The sequence below is a fragment of the Enterococcus sp. DIV1206 genome (assembly GCF_051712485.1).
Taxonomy (GTDB): domain Bacteria; phylum Bacillota; class Bacilli; order Lactobacillales; family Enterococcaceae; genus Enterococcus; species Enterococcus faecalis.
Genome location: NZ_JBIOOZ010000001.1, coordinates 1,323,971 through 1,347,092, shown reverse-complemented (window position 1 = coordinate 1,347,092; position 23,122 = coordinate 1,323,971). Strand labels below are relative to the sequence as shown.

General features: G+C 35.8%; 20 protein-coding genes. 1 reads left to right on the top strand and 19 read right to left on the bottom strand.

The features are described from left to right. Positions 1–112 precede the first annotated feature (112 nt). The 14 genes from IGK86_RS06480 to IGK86_RS06415 form a co-directional block, all read right to left on the bottom strand. On the bottom strand, positions 113–520 hold the full coding sequence (locus tag IGK86_RS06480; protein WP_002365775.1) for a PTS sugar transporter subunit IIA: 408 nt from the start codon (positions 518–520) through the stop codon (positions 113–115). Positions 521–539: 19 nt separating this feature from the next. After that, entirely contained in the window at positions 540–1,349 is an 810-nt protein-coding gene (locus IGK86_RS06475) for a PTS system mannose/fructose/sorbose family transporter subunit IID (RefSeq protein WP_002357254.1), read from the bottom strand. Continuing rightward, a complete protein-coding gene (locus IGK86_RS06470; protein ID WP_002357253.1) occupies positions 1,336–2,235 on the bottom strand; it encodes a PTS mannose/fructose/sorbose/N-acetylgalactosamine transporter subunit IIC in 900 nt (299 codons plus the stop codon). The genes IGK86_RS06475 and IGK86_RS06470 overlap by 14 nt, the downstream gene beginning before the upstream one ends. A 13-nt stretch (positions 2,236–2,248) precedes the next feature. Then, positions 2,249–2,728, bottom strand: a complete 480-nt coding sequence (locus IGK86_RS06465) for a PTS system mannose/fructose/N-acetylgalactosamine-transporter subunit IIB (RefSeq protein WP_002361968.1) — start codon at positions 2,726–2,728, stop codon at positions 2,249–2,251. Next, positions 2,725–4,539, bottom strand: coding sequence for a glycoside hydrolase family 35 protein (locus tag IGK86_RS06460; RefSeq protein WP_016616898.1), 1,815 nt, complete (start codon positions 4,537–4,539; stop codon positions 2,725–2,727). The genes IGK86_RS06465 and IGK86_RS06460 overlap by 4 nt, the downstream gene beginning before the upstream one ends. A gap of 32 nt (positions 4,540–4,571) precedes the next feature. Beyond that, a complete protein-coding gene (locus IGK86_RS06455) occupies positions 4,572–5,513 on the bottom strand; it encodes a hexose kinase (RefSeq protein WP_010707483.1) in 942 nt (313 codons plus the stop codon). 15 nt (positions 5,514–5,528) lie between these two features. Further along, complete coding sequence (gene lacD / locus IGK86_RS06450; protein ID WP_002357245.1) at positions 5,529–6,524, bottom strand: tagatose-bisphosphate aldolase; 996 nt, start codon at positions 6,522–6,524, stop codon at positions 5,529–5,531. 22 nt (positions 6,525–6,546) lie between these two features. Next, positions 6,547–7,719, bottom strand: coding sequence for an SIS domain-containing protein (agaS, locus tag IGK86_RS06445; RefSeq protein WP_010707482.1), 1,173 nt, complete (start codon positions 7,717–7,719; stop codon positions 6,547–6,549). 11 nt (positions 7,720–7,730) lie between these two features. Continuing rightward, positions 7,731–8,462, bottom strand: a complete 732-nt coding sequence (locus IGK86_RS06440) for a GntR family transcriptional regulator (RefSeq protein ID WP_002360115.1) — start codon at positions 8,460–8,462, stop codon at positions 7,731–7,733. A 385-nt stretch (positions 8,463–8,847) separates the two neighbouring features. Beyond that, positions 8,848–9,750 (bottom strand): glycosyltransferase family 8 protein, encoded by a 903-nt coding sequence (locus IGK86_RS06435; protein ID WP_010713323.1) that lies wholly within the window; start codon positions 9,748–9,750, stop codon positions 8,848–8,850. Further along, on the bottom strand, positions 9,740–10,585 hold the full coding sequence (locus IGK86_RS06430) for a glycosyltransferase family 8 protein (RefSeq protein WP_016616900.1): 846 nt from the start codon (positions 10,583–10,585) through the stop codon (positions 9,740–9,742). Before IGK86_RS06430 ends, IGK86_RS06435 begins: the two co-directional genes overlap by 11 nt. Before the next feature lie 499 nt (positions 10,586–11,084). After that, a complete protein-coding gene (locus tag IGK86_RS06425) occupies positions 11,085–13,145 on the bottom strand; it encodes an LTA synthase family protein (RefSeq protein ID WP_002360109.1) in 2,061 nt (686 codons plus the stop codon). A 42-nt stretch (positions 13,146–13,187) separates the two neighbouring features. After that, positions 13,188–14,576, bottom strand: a complete 1,389-nt coding sequence (locus IGK86_RS06420; RefSeq protein WP_002382423.1) for an MFS transporter — start codon at positions 14,574–14,576, stop codon at positions 13,188–13,190. A 381-nt stretch (positions 14,577–14,957) separates the two neighbouring features. After that, on the bottom strand, positions 14,958–15,812 hold the full coding sequence (locus IGK86_RS06415) for a LysR family transcriptional regulator (protein ID WP_002357233.1): 855 nt from the start codon (positions 15,810–15,812) through the stop codon (positions 14,958–14,960). 391 nt (positions 15,813–16,203) lie between these two features. On the opposite strand from IGK86_RS06415, the gene IGK86_RS06410 reads away from it, so the two are divergent. Beyond that, on the top strand, positions 16,204–17,034 hold the full coding sequence (locus IGK86_RS06410) for an MBL fold metallo-hydrolase (RefSeq protein WP_002360106.1): 831 nt from the start codon (positions 16,204–16,206) through the stop codon (positions 17,032–17,034). A 147-nt stretch (positions 17,035–17,181) separates the two neighbouring features. Here IGK86_RS06410 and sprE read toward each other — a convergent pair whose 3' ends face one another. From sprE to fsrA, 5 genes are all read right to left on the bottom strand, one after another. After that, positions 17,182–18,036, bottom strand: a complete 855-nt coding sequence (gene sprE / locus IGK86_RS06405; protein ID WP_080120709.1) for a serine proteinase SprE — start codon at positions 18,034–18,036, stop codon at positions 17,182–17,184. 48 nt (positions 18,037–18,084) lie between these two features. Then, entirely contained in the window at positions 18,085–19,614 is a 1,530-nt protein-coding gene (gelE, locus tag IGK86_RS06400; RefSeq protein WP_016616904.1) for a gelatinase GelE, read from the bottom strand. 237 nt (positions 19,615–19,851) lie between these two features. Continuing rightward, positions 19,852–21,195, bottom strand: coding sequence for a sensor histidine kinase FsrC (gene fsrC, locus IGK86_RS06395; RefSeq protein WP_016616905.1), 1,344 nt, complete (start codon positions 21,193–21,195; stop codon positions 19,852–19,854). After that, positions 21,192–21,920, bottom strand: a complete 729-nt coding sequence (gene fsrB / locus IGK86_RS06390) for a quorum-sensing system protein FsrB (RefSeq protein WP_002377181.1) — start codon at positions 21,918–21,920, stop codon at positions 21,192–21,194. Before fsrB ends, fsrC begins: the two co-directional genes overlap by 4 nt. 88 nt (positions 21,921–22,008) lie before the next feature. Beyond that, positions 22,009–22,740, bottom strand: coding sequence for a response regulator transcription factor FsrA (gene fsrA / locus IGK86_RS06385; protein WP_078126945.1), 732 nt, complete (start codon positions 22,738–22,740; stop codon positions 22,009–22,011). Positions 22,741–23,122 lie beyond the last annotated feature (382 nt).

The following is a 23,122-nucleotide window of genomic DNA, read 5'->3' as shown; positions in this document are numbered from 1 at the left end:
TCATTATTAACAATTAAAGGGGCGTTCCAAAAATAAATTCTTTTATTTTTGGAACGTCCATCTCTAAATCATTCTCTTAAAAACTTTGATTACTTACGACAACAAGTCAGAATTATTCATCCTCATCATCTACTGCAACATTTAGCAGCAATTCGTTGACTTTCACAATACTTTCTGCTGATTCCTTAACATAGTCACCTTCAATCGCTAATAAATTTGCATTTACATAGCTGATAACCATCGGTAAATTCATTCCAGTATATAAGTCAAACGAAGCACCTTGCATAATTTTTTTAGATAATATATTACAAGGTGTCCCCCCTAATAGATCAGCAAAGACAACAAAATCTTCTAACGATTCCGTAATCGCTTCAAATTTTTCTAAAAAGTCAGCTTCACCTTCTTCTGGTAATAAAGCAACAGTGGAAATTGTTTCTTGCGGTCCCATAATCATCTCCGCACTTTTTTTCAATTCCTCGCAAAAACGGCCATGACTTACTAAAACTAAATGTTCACTCATCGATTTTCTCCTGTCTTACTTATTTTGAAATAACACCTAACGCAGACAATGCGACACAGACAATTAATACGATAAAAATGGCTTTAGTAGACGTCATATTCTTTTTACCTAGCATCCAATAAACGCCACCGACAATTCCTGCAGGAAGTAGACGTGGTAAAATCATATCCAAGTTATTTTGCATGTTAAGTGTTACATCCCCAATACTTGGTGCCCATGATAGTTTGACATTAACCATCGTTGCCACTAAAGCGCCAACCATGAAGACCCCTAGTAAAGTTGCAGCATCTGTTAAGGCAGTTAAGCGGTGTTGCATAGTTGTTACCAAAGAAATTCCTTCGCGATACGCAAATTCCAATTGTTTCCAACGGAAGACCATCACGGCAATTTGAGCAACAATCCAGATAAAGATACCAGTTGGGTTACCATTAATCGCCATGTTAGCAGCTAGCGCCCCAAAAATAGTTGGAATTAAAGCTGCGAAAATTGAATCCCCAATTGCTGCAAACGGTCCCATTAAACCAGTTTTCAAACCTGAAACTGTTTGTTTTCCAGCAATGCCTTCTTTTTCTTCAATGGCCAAATCGATCCCTGTAATAATCGTATTAAAGAAGTTTGAAGTATTGAAAAATTGCGTGTGTGTTTTCATCACTTCTTTTAATTCAGGCGTATCATCCCCATAAATTTTACGCAATTGTGGCAAAATCGTATACAAGTAACCTGATCCTTGCATTCTTTCGTAGTTCCAACCTAATTGGAAAGTAAACAAGCTTCTGCGATTAATTTGTTTAAAATCTTCTTTCGTCAATTTATAATTAGATTTCGTCATCTTCAATCTCTCCTTCGTCTGAATCATTCGCTGCATGTTCTTTTTTGGCTGCTGGCCCACTCGGAATCATTTGACCATTTTTGTAGCTAATTGCGGCTAAAGCGAAACCAATTAAAGCGACTGCTAACATTGGTAGTGCGTTAAATACACCACTGAAGTCTTTCACAACGCTCGCAACAGATGTTCCTAAAAGTTGCATGTTTGTAAAGATTGTTCCTAGTAAAGCAGTTACAGTGAAACCAAGAATTAAATAAGGGAAATGTTTTTTCACTGGTAAGTAACGTAGTAAAATTGCAAAACCGACCGCTGGTAAGACCGCCCCAGCAACAGACAAGCCATCACCTAACCATTTCAAATCGCCATTTAGGACAGATACAACTTTTTGTACTAAACCACCACCAAAAGCAAGTGCTAAGAAGACTGGAATCATTCGAGAAAGAGACCAAGGTAAGGCACCCATTAAGAAGTTACGTTCAATTCCTTTGTAGTTCATATCTTCGACCATTTTATCAATTCGATGTGCAAAGTAGGTATTCGCAAAACGAGCCAAAATGTCTAATTGAATCATTAAACTAGCAACTGGTACTGCAATAGCAGCGATTGCTTGTTCAGGGTTCATTCCTAAAGACACAGAAAATGCTGTGGCAAGAATCGTACCTGAGTTAGCATCAATTTTGGAGGCACCCCCGAAAGTCCCAACTCCTAATACAGTTAATTGCATACTTCCACCAATAATAAGTCCTGCTTTAATATCCCCCATCACTAATCCTGCAAAAAGACCTGCAAACACTGGCGCACTTAATGAAGAATAAATTTGTAATTCATCTAAAATTTGGTATCCTGCGTATAATGTTAATAATAAGATCTGCCACCATAAGATATTCATTTTTTGTTCCCTCCTATTTTGTTATCAAACTCATAAAGTCTTCCGCTTTGTCACTTGGCACCATTTGAGCAATCAGATGGACACCTTTAGCATTTAACTCTTTAAAAACCTCAATATCTTGATCGACCACATTGATTGACTTAGTAATCGACCGTGTTTCGTTTGTTTGAGACATGTTCCCAACATTGATTTCTTTAATCGGCACCCCAAGTTCTACTAGTTTTAATAAACGATCTGGTTTCCGTACCACAATTAGTAAACGTTGTGAGTCGTATTTTCCTGCTAAAATATTTTGAGCAGCTTTTTCAACTGGTAACACGCTTAGTTTCACGCCAGCTGGTGTTGCTAATTTCAAGCCACTTTTTTCAATGGCATTCCCTGCAACCTCATCATCAACGACCATAATTCTGGAAATATTCAATTTTGTCGCCCATAAATTTGCCACTTGTCCATGAATCAAACGTCCATCAATTCTTACGCCAATAATACTCATTGTAATCCCTCTTTCATTTCTTTATATAGTGGTTCTTTTACTAACTGAATTTCTGGTTGGTACGTTCCTTCCGTTTCAAAAATGACGATCTCATTTTGCCCTTCTTTTAATAATCCTTTGGGAATATATAAGGAAAGCGTCGGACCAACATTCCAGAAACGACCAAGATTGGTTTGGTTAACAAAAACAATTCCTTTGCCGAATTTAGAAACATCAATAAATGTATCTTTCACTTCTGCTAACTCCACATGATACTGGTAAAAGCTTGGTTGATCAGGCTGCCATTCTCTTGAATAGTCTACCTGTTCACAGCTTGTCATAGATAAACAATATTGTTGCCATTGCGTCATAAAATGTAAATCTGCCATGACACCCGTTCGAATCCCTTTTTTCTGAGTATCTGCAAATAGTTTATGCCCGTAATTGACACGACCCATATTTTCCATTAAAATATCGATTTGATTATTCTCTTGCGGCAGTGTAACGTAAATATCTTCGCCAATTTCCGTTTGATATTGCGTTGCTTGATGTACCTGATTGACAAATAATTGCAGACGATCACGACCGTCAATCACTCTTAGCTTTTCTTCTGCAGCATCTTTTTCAATGCTTGTTCGGTAAAGAAGATAGCCGGTATTTTGTCCTAATTGTTCCATGGTTTGCGGATAAACGCTGACCACTGGCTGACTAATCGTTTCTAAAGTCGCAAACAAACTCACTTTGTTGGTTAAAGGAATTGCTGTTTGCGCAAAAGAATCTTTTACTAATGGTTCAGCTTGTGGTAACGCAGGGTACTCTTCGTGAAGCATTTTTTGTAACGCAAAATACTTTTCGGTTGGGTTCCCTTGTTCATCAAGAGGCGCATCATAATCATAGGAAGTGATTTGTGGTAAATCAATGGTTCCTCGTGCGGAGCAGCCATTCATAAACCCAAAATTGGTGCCGCCATGAAACATATATAAGTTGATACTGCCTAATGCTAATGCTTCTCTAACTGATTCAGCCAATTCTTGCGGATCTCGTTTAATAATTGGCTCTTTCCAACGATTAAACCAGCCATCCCAAAATTCCATACACATTAGCGGCCATTTTTTACCATGTTCTTCAAAAAAGGCTTGCATCATACCGAAATTTTCTTTGGCTTTTGAGCCAAAATTTCCGGTTACTAAAATATCATCTTCAATCATGCTGCCTGCCCGCAATGTTGCGCGCCATGGCCCGTCAGAAGTAAAAAATGGTGCTGTCACGCCGCGTGCAATCATCAAATCGCGAATCGCCCGTAAATACGCTTTTTCTTCGCCAAATGAACCATATTCGTTTTCGATTTGAATCATTAAAATATTGCCACCGTTAGCAAGTTGATGCGGAACAATTTTTTCCATTAAAACATCATAATATTCCGCAACATGCTTCAGATAGGTTGGATTATTCGAACGCATCCGTCCTGGTTCATTTAATAGCCAGGCTGGAAAACCGCCAAACTCCCATTCTGCACAAATATAAGGAGACGGCCGCACAATCGCATATAGTCCAAGTTCTTGTGCTAATTTTAAAAAGCGCTCCAAATCTAATATTCCCTCAAAATGAAATGTTCCTTTTTGCGGTTCATGTAAATTCCATGGTACATATGTCTCAACTGTATTGAAGCCTAAAGCTTTCAAGTTATAAAGTGAATGATACCAATCTGAGGGATCTACACGAAAATAATGAATGGCACCTGATAAAATTTTAAATGGTTGACCATTTAAAAGAAACTCCTCTTTAATTTCAAATCTTTCCACATTGCCACCCTTTCTAGTAAACGCTTTCAATTACTGGATAATTGCTAAATAAAGAAAGCTCTTTATTTAGCAATTTCGACTACTTGGATGTTCATAAGATGTTTCTTCACGTTCTCTACGTCTACATGCCCAGTCATTCTTTCTTGGGCATTAGCCATTCCAGCCGCCATGCCCCATTTTAGCAGTTCGGCCGCTGGGGCATCCTTCGCTAGTCCATATGCAAGACCAGCAATGGTTGCATCTCCTGAACCAACAGGATTTTTAGCTTGAATCGTTGGAATTTTTACACGATAGAACTGATCGTGATGTTTGGCAATTGCACCATCTTTTCCTAAAGATACGACAATCCATTCAATTCCAGCAAACATTGGTTTTGTTAAAGCTGTTTGCACAGCTGCTAATGGATTTTCTGAAAAATCTTGCTCTAGTAATCCTTCTAGTTCCTCTAAGTTAGGTTTAATTAAATACGGTTTCCATGGTCCTTGAAGAACTTGTCTTAAACTATCACCAGAAGTATCTAGTAGTACTTTAACCTCTTGTGCTTGAGCTTTTTGAACTAATTCTTGATAAAAATTTGATGGTAATCCTTTCGCTAAACTGCCAGAAATTGTGACAATTTCTGCTTGCTTAATTAATTGATCGAAATTTTCAAGGAAGTTACTGATTTCTTTTGGGGAAACAGTCGGTCCAGCTTCTAAAATTTCAGTTTGATTCCCCTCGTGCAAAATCGCAATCGAATCACGTGTTTCTTCTTTGATTGATGTAAATGCTTGGGGGATGTTTGCTTTCTTTAACTCGTTTGCAATAAACGCCCCATGAAAACCACCAAGAACGCCGGTAGCGATAACATCTCCACCTAAATCATGAATAACGCGAGTGACATTTAGTCCTTTGCCACCAGGGGTTTTGGTCACCTGACTGGTCCGATTAACGGTATCAAGCTTTAGATGATCTAATAGGTAGGAGATGTCAATTGACGGATTCATTGTTACTGTTACTATCACAGCTATGCCTCCCAATTACCCTTCGTTTACTTGAACTTTCGCATGCCAAGAGCTGGCGGTTGCCGCGATGACTTCATTTAAACTTTCAATGTTTTCTCGGCCTTCTGTTTTTAACCAATCACAAGCCGCAGTTTCTCCTGCTTCAACGAAAGGTTTCACGCCATTTTTCCACGTAGCACGGCCACATAAAACACCATTAAATGTTGAACCAGCTTCTTTAGCGAAACGTAGTGTTTCTTGGAATAGCTCTGTTGAGACACCGGCACTTAAAAAGATAAATGGTAAATCAGTGGCTTGACTTTGTTCTAAGAAATAATTCGCCGCTTCCTCTTTTGTATACGCTGTTTCAGCCGGCGCAAAACCTTCTACAAAATTCATATTAACTGGAACTTCCACTTTCAATACATCTACTTTATATTGGGGTTTAGAAAATTCTTTCATCATTTCATTCACTTTATGCGGTTTAACTTTTGCATATTCTAAAGAAGTTGCATCTGCTATTTGTGCATCATAAGAAACTAATTCTAAGTAAAATGGTAGGTCTTCTTCTGCACATTCACTCCCTAAGCGTTCAATAAATACATGTTTTTGATGATTGATTTCTGGATCCTCATCCACATCATAGTAGAGTAAAAATTTAATCGCATCTGCGCCTTCTTCTTTCAAGCGTAAAACAGACCAATCTGCTAGTAAATCAGGCAATCGTCCCGGAGTTGTTGCATCATAGCCCGTTTTTTCATAAGCGAGTAACAATCCAGCCTCGGTATCGCGTGCTTTTGCAGCAGGCAATCCATATTCTGGATCCAATAAAATGGCGGACGCATAAGGTGTCAATTCTTTCGAGACTAATTCTTTAAACGTTTCAATTTGTGCATCAGTTGGCTCTACATCTAGCGCTTTGATCATTTTTTTCAAGGCACCTCGTTGATCAATGGCTAATGCGCTAATGATTCCTTCTTGGGTTGACAAACGATCCATTGCCGCTTTTTTTCCAGCTGTTAACGTAAGCATAGTTCCTCCTCCAAATGTTGTATTATTTATAGTCATAAATCGTTACACCTTTAACCACACGATTCACTGTACCTGTCGGTGAAGGGGTATCCGGTTTATTTCCAACTTTAATAGATGTTAAAAGTGCGACTGTTTGGGCTACCATGATATCTGCTAATGCTAAATAGCCATCAGGTAATAGAGCAGTTTCTGCGGAATATTCAATAGTTGAACCTGAGAAATTACGTTTGCCAGGTTGAGCAATCGCAAAAACACCCGCCGCAATTTCGTCACCGTGAACTTCTTCTAAGATATCCAAGTCATAATCTCTTGTGTATGGTGTATTATTAACAAAACCAAACATTATTGTTTTTTCATTAATAAATGATTTTGGTCCATGACGGAAGCCCATAGAAGAGTCAAAAATTGTGGCAACTTTGCCGGCTGTTAGTTCTAAAATTTTCAATTGCGCTTCTCTTGTCAAACCAGCTAAACTTCCAGAACCAACATAAACAATGCGTTCAAAATCAAGGTTAACAATTTCATTTAATTCTTCTTCACGGGATAGCACTTCTTCACCTAATTTAATTAGAGCGGTTACATAATCTTGTTTTTGCTCAAAGGCTGTTTGATCAAAGAGTAGTAATGTACCCAAGGTCATGCAAGAAAAGCTACCAGTCATCGCAAAACCACCATCATTGGAACGTGTTGGCATTAAGAATAAAAAGCTGTTTTCTTCTTTTTGGCTTATTTGTGCCAGTTGTCCTTCTTCAGCACAAGTAATCGCTAAATGATGAATTGTTTCAACCACTTGATTAGCTACTTCAACTGCCGCTAAACTTTCAGGACTATTTCCACTTCTTGCAAACGAAACTAACAATGTTGGTTCGTCTTTAATCAGATAATCTTCTGGTTTGGCCACAATATCCGTTGTCCCAATACTTTCGAATGAAAAAGCTTGTGTGTCGCCGTGTGCTCGGAGATAAGGTACAACCGTATCACCGACATATTGTGAAGTCCCTGCTCCTGTAAAAATTACTCTTGTGCGTTTTCCTTGCGCTTTGGCTTGGACTTCTTTTAAAAAGTTTTCCAAAGCTGTTTGATTTTCATAATAAAGTGTCACGGTTTCTTGCCAAAGCTCAGGTTGCTGACGAATTTCACGTGTCGTGATTTCCGCTCCTAGTTGTTCTAGTTCTTCTTTTTCTGCTGTAAACATACTTAACTCTCCTAACTATTCCGAATATGGCGTATCTGATAATGAAATTGATCTGCTCGCGCCACACTCAACGTAAATTCAATAATTTCATTTTTCATGTTATATGTCTGGCGTGCTAAATGAAGGACTGGCGCTCCTTCCGGAATCATCAATAATTTGGCATCTTCTTTTGACGCAATGCTAGCGTATAATTCTTCATCAGCTAAACGAACGGTTTGCTTAAAATCTTCCGAAAATAGATCATATAATGGCTTGCTACGTAGTAATTGATCCGTGAGTGATAAGAAAAATTTCACAGGCAAGTATGTGTCTTCAACCATTAATGGCTCGTTATCAGCAATCCGCAACCGACTTAATTTAAAAACTGCCTCTCCTAACGAAAGATTCAAATGCTGACAAATAAATTTATCCGCTTCCAATTTTTCGAAGGATAATATACGGGTATGTGGTTTTCGACCCAGCCCTTTCATTTGTTCTGTAAAACTATATGCGCCAGCTAAATCAGCGGCCTCTTTTTTTATATCTGAAACAAATGTTCCTTTGCCATGACGACGATAGATGGAACCTCTATTTTCTAGTTCTTGTAGCGCTAACCGGACCGTCGTCCGACTCACTCCATATTGTGCAGTCAATTCACGTTCAGAGGGCAACTTGTCATGAGGAATCATGCATGTTTCGATTCGTTCCTGCAGCAAATCAACAAGTTGATGATACAAAGCTTTGTTTTTAAAGGCATTTTCCATAACTTTCTCCTTTACCCTAACTGGTTATAACCACAAACCAATAGTACGGTGGTTTTTTTTATTTTGTCAATAAAAAGTATTAATAAATATCTTCATACCGCTATAACCTTGAAATGATAACGTTTACATTTTTTTATTTTTCTTTATTGTAATATTTTTTCCCTCAAGAAATCATTTTTTTATAAAAAACCATCCTTAAATATGATACCAGTTGCTGGCTTTATTTTAAATAGACAAAAAAGAGTATGAGACAAAAATCACTTTAGATTTTTGTCTCATACTCAAAATCTGAAAAACAGTTCTATCCCGACTTCTTCCTTTCTATTGTTTGGTTCTGGCAACAACTAACAAGTAACTGATTTTACGAAATCCATGACAATATTCATTATTGAGCATATTCAATCCTTCTGCTAATTTTCGTATAAGATAAATATTGATTGAATGTGTTGACACAACGAAAGGCCGTCCTATTCGCATATTGATCATAATAACGCTTGGTATACCACTGAAATTCTTTCGTCCAAGGTTTGACATGGCCAGTAAAGTGGATAATGGATGGTGCTCTTCTCGTTTCGTCATATTGTCTTTCTCCATAAATAGTCGGATGTTTTTTCGCTTTTGACAGAATATAACCTTGGGCATTCCACTTAGGATGTAACTGGGTCCAACGGTCGTGTAAAACCGCATTCAATGCATCTTGATCATGGAAACGTAATTTATCTGGATTTTCTTCAATAAATCTTAAGACTTTAGTGGTTACATCTAAATTCAACCATTTTTTAACATCGATTAGCAACAAGCCTGAGTTAAAATAACACATAGATTCTGCAGGAATCGCCATTTTTTCCAAACGTTGATGGAACCCTGCATCTTCAACAGCGGCGATGATATTTTCACCTAAATCAACTGTCCATAATTTTGCGACATCATCTAAGGCAATCATGTCACAATCCATATACAACAGCCGTTCGATCTGGCTTCCTCTAAACAACTCTGGAATAGCAATCCTGTAGTAAGCTGTTTTGGGAATTCGTTCACTGGTTACAACATTTTTGAAAAAATGGGGGTTGATTTTTAAAAATGTTAACTCTGCATTGATTTGGGTATGTTTAATCGTAAAATACAGTAGTTGCTTGCTTTCAAAATTGATATTGTCATCAATCACATAAAAATGAACAGCTGCCGCTGAAGGACTATTTTCTAAAATTGAAACAAACATAGCAGCAAGATGCGGTACAAAGTTGGTATTGCAACATGAGACAATCGCTAATTCTTTTCTATTTTCCATTTCTTGCACCTACTTTCTTTAACTTGTTTAGATAAAGAGCTGTATAAGGATGATTTTCTAACGTATTCCAGGGTTTATCGTGACCAGTAAAATGAATAATCGCTGGCTCTTGATTTCCCGCTGCATATAATTTTTGATAGGCTTCATTAGGCGCTTCATGACGATTAAAAACTAAAGACGTCTGCATATTCCATCTTGGTTCTAGAGCTAGCCAATCTTCATAAAGAACAGCGTTTAAAGCATCTTGATCATGATAAACTATGCGGTCCCCATTTTCTTCTAGATACTGAATTGTTTTTTGAGTGATTGCTTTCTCGTTCCATCGGTCAATATCAATCATCATGACTCCTGAATTAAAATAATAATCGGAGGAATGGATGCCCAAACGTTTCAAGGCATATGCTTGACCAGGATCAATAACCGCGCCAATCGTTTGGTTCACTAATGGCGTATCATACAACTGGACAATATCATCTAAAACCAGCGTATCTGCATCTAAATAAAGAACCTTTTTATAGCTATATTTTTGTAAAAGTGACGGTAAAGAAATGCGTAAGTATGCGGTCGTTGTAATATGATCACTCACTAAAAAATTTTGATAGACTTCTTTGTCTGCTGTTAGAAATTCAACAGTCGCATTTTGTGAGTTACTACTAACCGTTTCTTGGAGTGCTTTTTTGCTAGATAGCGACAGCCCATCATCAATCACATAAAAATGAACAGATCTCTCCGAATGACAATTTTCTAAAACAGTTGTCATCATTACATTCAAATAAGGAGCATAATTTTCGTCTGAAGCTGTCACAATTGGCACAATCTTCTGATTTTTTCTCATCAAAACCACTCTCCTCTTTTATTTTTATAGCTAAGTTCCTATTCAGAATAGGCCCTGAAAAAATTATCTGCAAATCATATGCTCATTATTTTATAATATAATTATAATAAAAATATATTTTATGGCTATAAAATAATTTTGTTTTCCGTTAACAACTATTAAAAAAACAACATTTCTCTTACTTTATCCTCAAAAATACTATTTATTTAATACTTGTTTTACTAATTTTTTTATCTAAAATTCGCCTGTTGTATTTTCTGTTGATGGTAATTTTAAAATGTACAGCGAAACTTAATATAAATTCTAAACTGACTTCTTACTCAATAAAAGAGCGAAAAAACCTGGGACAAAAATCACTTTGGATTTTTGTTCCAGGCTCAAAACCTGATAAATGGTGGAAACAGAACCAATTGCTTCGAAAATAAACGACTCTGTTCTGACCTCTTTCACTTCATATATGATTCTCTTTCCCTTCCAAAAGTTATCCTTCTTAAATGATCTATGGCGTAGTCGGATAATTTTGGACTGTCGTTTGATTGCCATTTTGACTAAACAAGCTGGTTGATTGTGCATTTTTTTGTTTTTCTACTTCTAAGACTTTGTTTTTTTCAAAAGCCACATCATAGTTGTAGTCCTTTGGTTGCACTTCTTGGAATCCTTGTGGTTTATAAAAACGTAAAAGGTTTTCCTGATTTAATTTGTCAGATAAACTTAACGATTTTTTCACCCAATCGTTATCTTTCGTGACTTCTGCTTTTAAATCTGCTGGAACTTGGTCTAATTTTTTCCCTTGATTATTGTAGATTTCCCCACCTAGATAAGAAAATCGAGGCGTTACAAAATCGCCATTTCTAAAAGGAACCACTTGTTTATATTGAGGAGATAAAAGGTCCGTGCCAAAATGGATATAATTTTTATCATCGACACCTAAAAGATGGTACAGTGTCGGTAAAACGTCAATTTCCCCACCATATTCGTGCATGATTTTCCCTTGCGTATAGCCTGGCATGTAAAACATCAAAGGTACTCTTTGCAATTGCGCATTGTCATAGTTTGTCCACGTTTTTGGATCGCGGTTGAAAGCTTTACATAAGTCCTTGTTGTTCGCATCTGAAATACCGAAGTGGTCACCATAAATAACAAAAATAGAATGATTGTATAAACTTGTTGTTTGCAAGTAATGGAAAAATTGTTCTAGCGATTGATCCAAATAGTGCGCTGTTCGAACATAATCATCCACAATCGAATTGCCTGTGTTCAATTTAGGAAACGGGAAGTTTTGGTCATCCGTATAATAAGGGGTATGATTGGTCACAGTTAAAAACTTCGCATAGAATGGCTGCTGTAAATGTTCAAGCTCACTAGCTGATTCACGCAACAATTGTTTATCTAAAATACCGTAACCTAGCATTTTGTCATCTTTTGAAAAATATGACCGATCAAAAAAGTATTGATAACCTAAGTTTTTATACACATGGTCTCGATTCCAAAAACTCCCCACATTTCCATGGAAAACAGCGGTTGTATAGCCTTTTTGTCCTAAAACAGCGGGAGCCGCTTCGAAAGTATTGTCTGATCCTAATTGTGTAAAAAGAGAGCCTTGCGGGAGCCCGAATGTTCCTGTTTCTAACATGTTCTCCGCATCACTCGTTTTTCCTTGCCCTACTTCATGAAAGAAATTATCAAAACTGATTGTCGCTTTGTTTTGATAGAGCTGATTTAAAAACGGTGTAACCTCTTGGCCTTGGACTTTCATATTAATCAAAAATTGTTGAAAACTTTCTAAATGAATCACAAATACATTTTTTCCTTTGGCAATCCCGGCATACTGCGGATTAAGCGGTAAATTGTTTTGCTTGGTAAATTTCATGATTTCAGGTAATTCGTTTGAACTAGCTTCTGCTCTTACCTCATTTGACATGGCTGTTTTGACACCATCGATGGCTGTGAATGCATCCAAGCCAAGATATTTTACAATATAATTACGATCAAAAATTCTTTGAAGCAATTGAGGACGATCGGTTTCGCTTAAAAATAAGTTAACCGAAAAGAGCAAGACACTTAAACAACTAATTGAGATCGCCAATCTTCTGTTGATAGGTTTGGTCACAAAGACTTGATGATTCCGTCGCTGTTTAAAAGAGTAAAATACCAAAACGAGCAGCACTAAAGTATCTAGCCAATAAAAGACATCGTGGACTCTCATTAAAGCAAGTAAATCACCAGAAATCCCTTCTGAAACTTTTGAAAAGCCAAAAACAGATTGGATGGTAATAAAGTCAGTGAATTCACGATAAAAAATAATATTCAAATATAAAATTAATGTATTTAAAACATTTAAAAGAGTTAAGCTAAGCATAAATGTTTTATGCTTTTTAAAATACAAACTAAAGCCAAATAATAACAGCGTAGTAGCAACTGGATTGAACCATAAAATTTCTCGCTGGAGACTGCCCTTAACGCCCAATGAGAAATCTAGGTAATACGCCAGAATCGTTTTTGCCCAAAAGAGTAAAACAAAAAATAAAAAGAGTCCTAATCGGTTATTTATTTTTTTCATCTAAGTTTGTCTTCCTTTCCCTTCAAAAAAAATCTTGATTTGTTAAAAATAAAACCTAACTCTGCGCAATGACTTTTTCGCTAGCGGAGAATTGGATAAATAACTTAAAAAGATAATCGCAATGGCGCAACATCCAAATAAAAGCCATACGTTTGTAAAAGGTGTTCGAGTAAGCGAACTAGTAATAGGCTTTGTAATTAAAAGACTTGGTAGCGCAACCCCTAAAGAATTGCCAATTTGCTTACATGTCACCGCAATGGCTGCTGCCGTTCCTGACTGAGAAAGTGGCATTCCTTCAATCGCTGTAATGGTAATCGGCGAATTTAACATCCCAAACCCAATGCCTAAAAAGATATAAATAATAAATAAAATAATCATAGGCGTTGTTTTAGTTACAAATAATTGTAAAAAGCTAACAGCCAACATTGAAATACCACAAAGCATAATAGGACGTTTCGTCCCTATTCTCCCTACCATTTCGCCGGCTCTCGGGGCAACAAGAAAACTAACAAAAGCCAAAGGAATGGTTGATAAGCCAGCTTCCAACGGGCTGAAGCCTCTCATCTCTTGCAAATATAGCGTGTTTAAAAATAAATAGCCGTTATATATGATAAAGCCAAAAATAGCTAAAAAAGAAGCCGATGTAAATGGAATAGATAAAAAGAAACGCGGGTTGATTAACGGATTGTCAATGTTATATTCATAAATAAAGAAAATGACAATGGCTAAGCAGCCGATTATCCCAGTACTTAAAATATCTGGCGCGAAAAGCCCTTTTCTAGGTAGTCCGATAATGGAATAGATAGAACTAAATAGAAAAAGAATCATCAATGCTTGACCAACAAAATCATTTTTCACCGTTTTCTCTACTTTTGACTCAGGTACAAACTTTTGTGTAAGGATGATTGCCGCAGCAATGATCGGTACATTTACAAAAAAGACATACCGCCAGCTAAAATAAGAAACAATTAGTCCGCCAATAATCGGGCCCATGCCTAAGGAAATCCCTGTAACAGAGCCCCACAAGCCAATTGCTTTCGCACGTTCTAACTTTTCGGTAAATACCTGTGTAATAATAGACATTGCTACCGGATTTAACATAGAACCACCAATCCCTTGCAACATGCGAAACGCAATCAATTGCCCTGGGGTTTGCGAAATCCCACATAGGAAAGACGCTAAACCAAAACAGGCTAAGCCCAATTGAAGGACTCGTTTACGGCCAATTCGGTCTGCTGTAGACCCAGATAACAATAATAAGGATGCTACCATTAAAGTGTACCCATCTGTTACCCACTGTAATGTAGACAGATTCGTGTGAAAATCACTTTGAATGGATGGTAACGCCACATTGACAACCGTAACATCCATGGTCACTACAAACAAACTCATGCAACAAGTATACAAAATAACTTTTTTTCTATCGATCATAAAAACAGTCCTTTCTAGCAACTACATAAAACAGGAAAAGCAACAATGACACTTAAACTTCTAACGACACGATTATCGCAAGTACTCACGTATCAACAGTTCTTTATATTGCTTGCCATTTAGTTATTTTATACTTAAAAAAGTAAATCTTTAGATAGCCAAACTATACACCAGAACCCTTTTAAATTGAACCGTAATAGATACGATTTATCGATTCTTAAGTTATTAAATAATTGAACATTCCGTTCAGAAATATCGAACAGTCCCATAATTGAGCATCTCTTTTAAACAATGAACATCAAAAATAACCTTATCCGCAGCAGAAGTAAATCTAAGCGAATAAAGCTATTTTTGGTAACTATTCCAAAGTAATTTTAATGGCTAAGTCTCTAGCAACTTTTGTAAAGTTGCCTTGATTTGACCAGGTTGGACAAAAACCGAACTGGAAACATTTCGGTATAAATAAAATTTTTGTTTTCGTTCAATCGGTAAAAAGAAGAGTTTAGAATCAATTTCCTGCAGTTGTTCTTTCCGAAGAGAGATTACCGCATAAACTCCTTTACTTTTTTCAATGAGACGAGTAAGCATCAACGTATCGTAGCAACAAACAAGCGGACTTGTTAATTGCAACATTTCTAGCACACTCTTGGTAGCTTCTAAATGATCTAAGTGATGCGGCAAAAATAGAAATGGATAGTTGGTCAAACAGGTGAAGCCTTCTTCCTCAATTTCTTGTTTAATTTCTCTTGAAACACAAAGATACATTTTTAGTTCAATTAATTGTTCTTTCTTTAAAACTGGACTATTCACATCTGCAGAAGTAATCACAAAATCCAACTCATGATTCTCCAATTTATTCAATAACTCAAACGATGAACCATGGTAACATTCCCAAAAACGATTCAGTTGATCCTCGTTTTCTGTCACTTTATACATCAAGGACGTATTTCCAAAACCTAAACGCATCACTGGATTCTCAATCATTTCATGCAAATTAAGTTTCATTTTCTTGGCCTCGTTTAAAATGATATATACAGATTGGACGATTTTATCACCATAGGAATTTAACGTCAAAGAATTACCGTTACGGTCAAAAAGTAAATGGCCCAATTCACTTTCCAAATCTTTTAATGACGCACTTAAGGTTGATTTACTAACATGGAGTTCAGAGGCTGCTTTGGAAATACTATTATATTTTGCAATGGTATAAAAATATTCTAATTTTTCAATAGTCATCTTTTGTCATCCCTTTTATTCAAATTCATTTGCCCACGCAACCTGTTCAAAACACGCCTCACTCTTTATCAATAGCGTAGTTATTTTTGCTCTAATAAGCTATGTCCATCTTGTTATTTTTCTATAACTAATAGCAGATGGATATGAAAGTGCCTTTGGTAAAACTTTTTCTCGGAAATAGCATGAACATTCGCAACAAATTCAGCTTATTAAAAAAGGCGTCTAGCTTTTTCTATTTTACGCAAATTTACTTAAGAAATTCCATTTCAATTCTTTTCTAAAAAAGGTAAGATGGACACAACAAATGTTTCAGTTTCCATGCCCATTTACTTTAAGGTTCAGCGTTATCTACTAAGTATGAAGAATGTCAAAGAAAGGTTAGGTACTCCCAATGAAAATCAACTATTTAGGTACGGGTGCAGCAGAACGGATTCCAGGAATTTTTTGTAATTGTAAATTATGTAAGTACGCTCGAGAGAAAAAAGGACGAGAAATTCGTACACAAACTCAATTAATTATTGATGATGTCCTGCTGATTGATTTTCCAGGGGATTCTTATTTACACTTGTTGCAGTATGACTTGTGTTTTGCAGACTTTGACTCTTTACTAATCTCTCATTGGCATTCCGATCATTTTTACGGCGAGGATTTGGCTTATCGAATGTCTGGTTATGCATTAGATATTCCCAATCGTTTAACTGTTTACGGAAATGAAGCAGTTAAGACGTTTTATCAGCGCGCCTTTGATTTAGAAGGTCGTCAAGACGATACCCGATTACAGTATCAGGTTATTCAGCCCTACAAATGTTTTACTATTGCGAACTATACGATTTATCCCCTTCCTGCACAACATGGAAATTTCAGTGAAGATTGTTTTATTTTCGTTATAGACGATGGTAAAGATGCTTTTTTATCCACCCATGATACAGGTTACTTTACGTCAGAAATGTTTGAATATCTTGAAAAGAGCCATTTACTTCTTAGTATTGTTTCTCTAGATTGTACTAGTCAAACAAACGAAACTGGCAATAGTCATATGAATTGGGAAGAAAATTTAAAATTAATTGCAGAATTAAAAGAAAGAAAACTCGTCACAGATAAAACGATTTACGTTGCCAACCATTTTTCTCACAATGGCGGCTTGTCTTATGCGGAGATGGCGGCTTTATCTCAAAAGCATGAAATCATTACGAGTTATGATGGTTTAGAAATACTAACTTAATCGGATTATTTGCCTTCTTTTCAGCACTATTATATGCTTTTAACCGATAATTACAAGGTACTTTTATCGTAACTTACACTATCTTAAAAAACAAAAATACTCGAGATTTCCCGTGATTCTGGAAATTCCGAGTATTTTTATGGTTCTTTACGCTGCTGGCACAGCGGATAAACGTTTATTTTCTTCTTCATTCACTCGATTAACAATAAAGTTATAATTCACTTCATTTAGTCTTTGACCATGATTTCCTGTTTGCTTAATGCCACCATTGGAATGAACACCAACTACTTCAAACTGAGCATTATAGATTGGTGAACCAGATTGACCACCTGTTGTATCGATATCATAAAATAGTAATGGATTTTCTAAGTCTGTAAAGTTAGATGTAAACAAATCATTTTCATGAGACCATTGTGTGTGGCTTTTCTCACCTGGATAGCCTGATATTGTGACATGGGTATCTGAAGATTCAAACTTTTTCAAAACAAATGGCGTTAAAATTTCTCCCAACTCTGGGCCATCTGGACGATCGTTTTGTTTGCCGACAGTCACGACCGCAATATCCGCATTCGGGGAAAAAGCTACATCAATCACTTTGAATTTGCCAAATGGTGTCGCACTGCCATCTCGACCTGGATAAAACCAAGCATCATCTTTGGCATTCGGATTTAATACTTTGGCATTCTTAAAACTTTCAGCCACATGATTATTGGTGACAATTGTATTGGTTCCAACAACAAAGCCTGTTCCTAAAGAAATATAGCCTGGTTTACTGGCAGGGGAAATGATTCTTCCGATTGACGCAAAAGGCGCTTCGGTTGTATCTGCCACTTCTTGTCTTCTGTCTTCAGGGTCCAGTAACGATCTTTTTTGTCGTGAATGACTTTCGGCAGGAACGATATACTCTTCTGCATTTGCAGACAAGCTAAAACCGGCTATCAAAGTTACTAAAATCAGAAACAAAAAACCAGCACTAATTTTTCGTATGGAGAACTTTTTCATAAGATTATGCCACTCCTTATCCATTTTTATTTAATTGGGGAATTTTTTTCATTCATTGACCAGAACAGATTCACTTGGTTGGTTTACCTGAATATCCTCTTTAGCTCCGATTCCAGCAGAGTTAAAGGCTGCTGACACCACTGAAGCTGCTTCATCGCCATATTGAACTTTTGCAGCAGCAAGCATCGCATCACGAGCATCACTGAATTGTGCTTTAGGTGTTAAGTAATTTACTAATGAGCTGTAGAAAATAGTCTGTGCTTTTTCAATGCCTAAATTCTGGATAATGGTGTAACCAATCCGATTAATAATTCCACTATTATAATGAACACCGCCTTGATCATAATAAGGCGTTCCTTTATACCGTGCTCGATCGTCGTATTGAGCCATGGTTTCTGGTTGTCCGTGTTTACTTGGCGTTTGTAAATTTCGAATACCTGTTTTTCGGTCAACACTCTGAGTATCCGCACCAATTTCTGGATTAGATGCACCCGAAATAATATAACCCATCAAATCAGAATAAGATTCATTCAACGCACCTGATTGTCCTAAATATTCTAAACCGGCAGTATGTTCCGTCACACCATGTGTCATTTCATGACCAACTACATCTAAAGAGGAAGCATACGTTTTTCCTGTTGGTGTACTTGTTTCACCATAACGCATTGCTTTTCCATCCCAAAAAGCATTGTCATAAGCATCTGGATGTTGTTCATCAACAACTGACAAGATGGGCATCCCTCGATCATCAATACTGTGTCGTTGGAAATGATCTTCATAATATGTTTTCACAAATTTTCCATGCGTATAGGCGTCAACAGCATTCTGATTTAATGCTGCTAGTGATGGTGCTTGAATAATAGAATAATTATTTTTGCCATCAACTACTGCATGGTAAACCCCTGTGTTATCCGTTCCGTGTAAAGCAATTCCCGTATTGCTTTTTTCAACTGGTACATTAAACGCTACTTGAAAAGAGTTTTTTAACGTTACTTCGCTACCGACATGTTCCGTTAAATCTTGTTTTTCCATAATTGTTCCATCTGTAGCGTTCACTTTATAAACCAATGATACGGGGTCACCAGTTGGTGAAGAAGTTACTCTGACTTTATAAAATAATTGCCCTTCATTATTTACACGTTTGTCAATAGCTAAAAAGACAAGATCTTTAGTTTCCGGATTATCAGAAGCAATAATTTTTTTAACTCCTTCTTCACCGATTGCATCAACCGATTGAATTTTCACAACTTGATCAACTGGATTTCCTGTAACACTTGTTACTGCACCATTTTTATCTAAATGAATAATTACATTATCTGAATCAACAGTAACGCCTTCCGTTTGCTTTTCTAACTTAAGATGCTTCATCCCCCACGCATCTTCTTTTCGATCTACAACCGTATATTGTTCAGCAGCTGCCTCAGAAATTGCCTCCTTTTCCAACTTCGATAAAACTGTTGAAACTTCACTTTCTGAATAAACTTGTTCTTCTGCTGCTACAAAAAGTGAAGAAAATAGACATGAACTTCCAACAAAGATGCCTGTACCTAAAATGTATAAAATTTTATTTCCCTTCATTAAACGATTAACTCCTTCCCCAGTTTCCTTTTATTTCTTTTCCCAACAAAAGTATTGCTTTATCTTCCCTAATCTTTCCCGTTAAACGACCGCCCCTTTCCCTGCGTAAATATTTGTTGCTATTTTCATTATAGACAACTACCTAACCGGCACTATCTAAATTCCTTAATCAGCCGACATTTTTTCCTGTATTGCCCCTCATATCTCAATACCATAGCAAAAAAGTTGTTAACAAATTCATTCGTTAACAACTTTTTTACTATTATGATTTTTTTCAATAATTAAATGTTGAGTAACCGATCCTTCATTGAAGGACGTTTGCAAGTCAAATTGATCTGAAAAATCAACAATTTCTTTTACATATAACAATCCCCAACCATGCTCTTCAGGGTTACTTTTAGAACTAAATTTGGTTTTCTTCATAACCCTAAAATCAAATTCGGCTTGAACACTATTTGTTATCACAAACTCTTGTGTTTCATTTTTATTGAAAATTGAGATAGCGAACATTTTCAATTCTGATTTTGCACTGTTTTCAATCGCGTTATCTAATAGAATAGCCAACAAACGAATCACAACCACTAATTCGATTGATGTATCAAGAATAAATACTTCTGGCACATCAACAATCACTTTTAGTTTTGCTTGCTTTGCGGTATTAATTTTCATACTTATGAGTGCCTTAAGTTCCATATTTTTCAAACGATTTAACTTCATAAGTTCAAATTCTTCATTATCAATAATTTTTTTGGTTGGTGCAATCGTTTCTTCATAAATTCTTTTGATTTCCAGAATATCTTCGTATGAAATAGCAATTTGTAAACTATACAATAAATTTTTATAGTCATGACGAAACATCGCTAGCTCTTCGTTAATGGATTCTATTTTTTCAGTATAAATCGTTAAATTATTCAATAATTGAGTGTTGATACGTTGTTCTTCCAAATAAGCTTCAATGACTAAACCAATCAGAATTAAAAATAAACCTACACTTATTAATAACTCCAATTTAGAACTATTTACCGTGACAAATCCTCGCATAAAGTCAGGTGAAATCTCTGGCGAAATCAAAAACACAAAAAGTAACAACAGAATCAACAATAAAAGTAAACAACCAAAAAAAATTCGGCTATTTTCTAACACACGATTTAATCTTAAAAAAACACTATTGGGAATTTTTAAAGCAATCCAGATATTTATAAGCAACAGAAGAACATTTGAGGCAATCCATAATAATTTATTTTGATAAATCTGTTGAAAAAAAACACTTAAAATCGTTTGCTCCGTGTAATTGATAAACGAAACCATAAGCAATGTAAAAACGGATAAAAATATCGCTTTAAAAATTGAGAACCTCTTTTTGTGAATGAGTAAAAATCCTGTAAAAATAACGACTGTCAGCGCATAAATCAACCAAGAGTAGCCCAACATTAATGCCGCAAACGAACAAAGATTAATGACAATAAGCAATGAAAGTAACGGTATTTTACATTCAATCTTGATCAATGTTACTCGTAAAAAGACAAAAACGATAAAGCTAGATACAAGCAAAACGTTAGTAGCTAATAACGACAAAATCATTTTTCAATATTCTTTTTAGGTTTTTCAGTTTGTCCCATCCATTGTCCAAATATATTGGGCGAATTTTGATTTAATCTAGGCTTAGTTCCCACACCATCACTGACTTTTGCAACTCTTTTTTCAATAACATTTTTAATTATTTTTTTACCAAATTTCATAAAAACACTTCCTTCAATTAAATTTTTTGTTACAGGGAGTATCATCAGACCTTGGATGACGAGACCGTAGAGTATTACTGAAGCAATCTTTTCTTTGACAAACAGACTACATAAAATAAGTAAACACACCCTTATAAGGCTTTGCTTTTTGAGCACGTTTAAATCAGATGGTTGAACAGGTTCAATTGCTGTTCCTTGTGGCGCATACCAATAAAATAATACAACTAAGAGGCAAATCAATAGAATTTTATAAATAAACGGTAAGCTCACAGAAGAATTTTTCAATACAAATGGTATGGCGACATAGATAACAATGCTTTCTAGACGACAGAGCCATTTAGTTTTTGCATGCCAGCCACCTGCGACAGGCCGTAAAAAAATCAGTACGACGTATACAATAAAGGTTTCGCTTAACGTCCCAAATAAAACTGATAAAATCAGAATCATCAGAAAATTAAATAAGCCAGAAAAATAAACGGTTAGATAATACTTTGTCCATTGTGTTTTTCCTGATTGATCTTCCTGATCCATATCCATAATATTTTTTAGAATCCAATCGATTAGCATATCGCCCTCCTCTTCAAGTATTGCGCTAAATTATAACGAATATAGCGACTAATAGATAGATAATTCCTTAATTAGTCATTATCCCTCCCTAAGTAAGAAATAGTGCCTTGACCTGAGTATAATATCTTCTTGAGACTGGTACTTCCGTTCCGTCTCTCATAGTTAAAAGATGCGTTTTATAATTTAATTTTGACGCATATTTTTTATTGATGATGATTGATTGATGGACTCTAATCAAATCTGGATGCAGTTGTTCAATTTTTGATAACGTTCCATAAAATTCTCTTTTAAAATTTTTACCAACCATTGATACACGATGATCGTATTCCGTTTGAAAGAAATAAATATCATTAATATCCATTTTTATAGAGGACGCTTTTAAGTTAATGATAATATATTCACTTTTTGTCTTTATATTTTCTTTTTGTTGAATATATGCATCGACACATGTTTCGACCTCTTTTTGGAAATCTAGAAAATCCACGTTCTTTTGAATAAATTGAAGAGCTGAAACCATATATTTGTAGGAAGTTAAAACTAATTCTGTGTGAGTAGAAATAAATACAATCAGACTTTCACTGTCTGTTTTTCTGATTTCTTTAGCAACCTCAAATCCTGCCTGGATATGATTGTTCATTTGAATATCTAGGAAAAAGATATTTAGTTGGGCGTCCTGGTGTGCCACTTGTAATAATTCATCTGAACGTGAAAATAAATGGATTGTTTCATTATAAATATTTCTTGAATGTAGGATATTTGTTAACAATGCTTCTAACGCTTTTGCTTGAATAATTTGGTCTTCTAATATATAAATAGCCATTTGTTCACTCATCCCTTTCTCAAGAAGATATAAAATTACACAACAAAAGACAAATGATTATAATGTTCAATCAATCTATACACCAATAAAAGAGATAAAAAAATTGATTGTCTGTTAGTATATTCACATAAATTTAGTATAGCGATTTCAGTAGTTTCCTGCAAACAAAAACATAAAATAACAAAGCATCAAGAAAGAGTACTTTGGACTATTCATCTTTTTCTAACGAATCATGAGGACTATTGTCTCTTCGTTGATGAAAAACAAAGAATCAACCGCCAAACTGTTCTTGTCATTTTATACATGACAAAATCAATTCATTGGTCGATTCTGGTTATTTTAATTTGTTAGTTCACACATGGATCATTGTGCTAATTTTTTA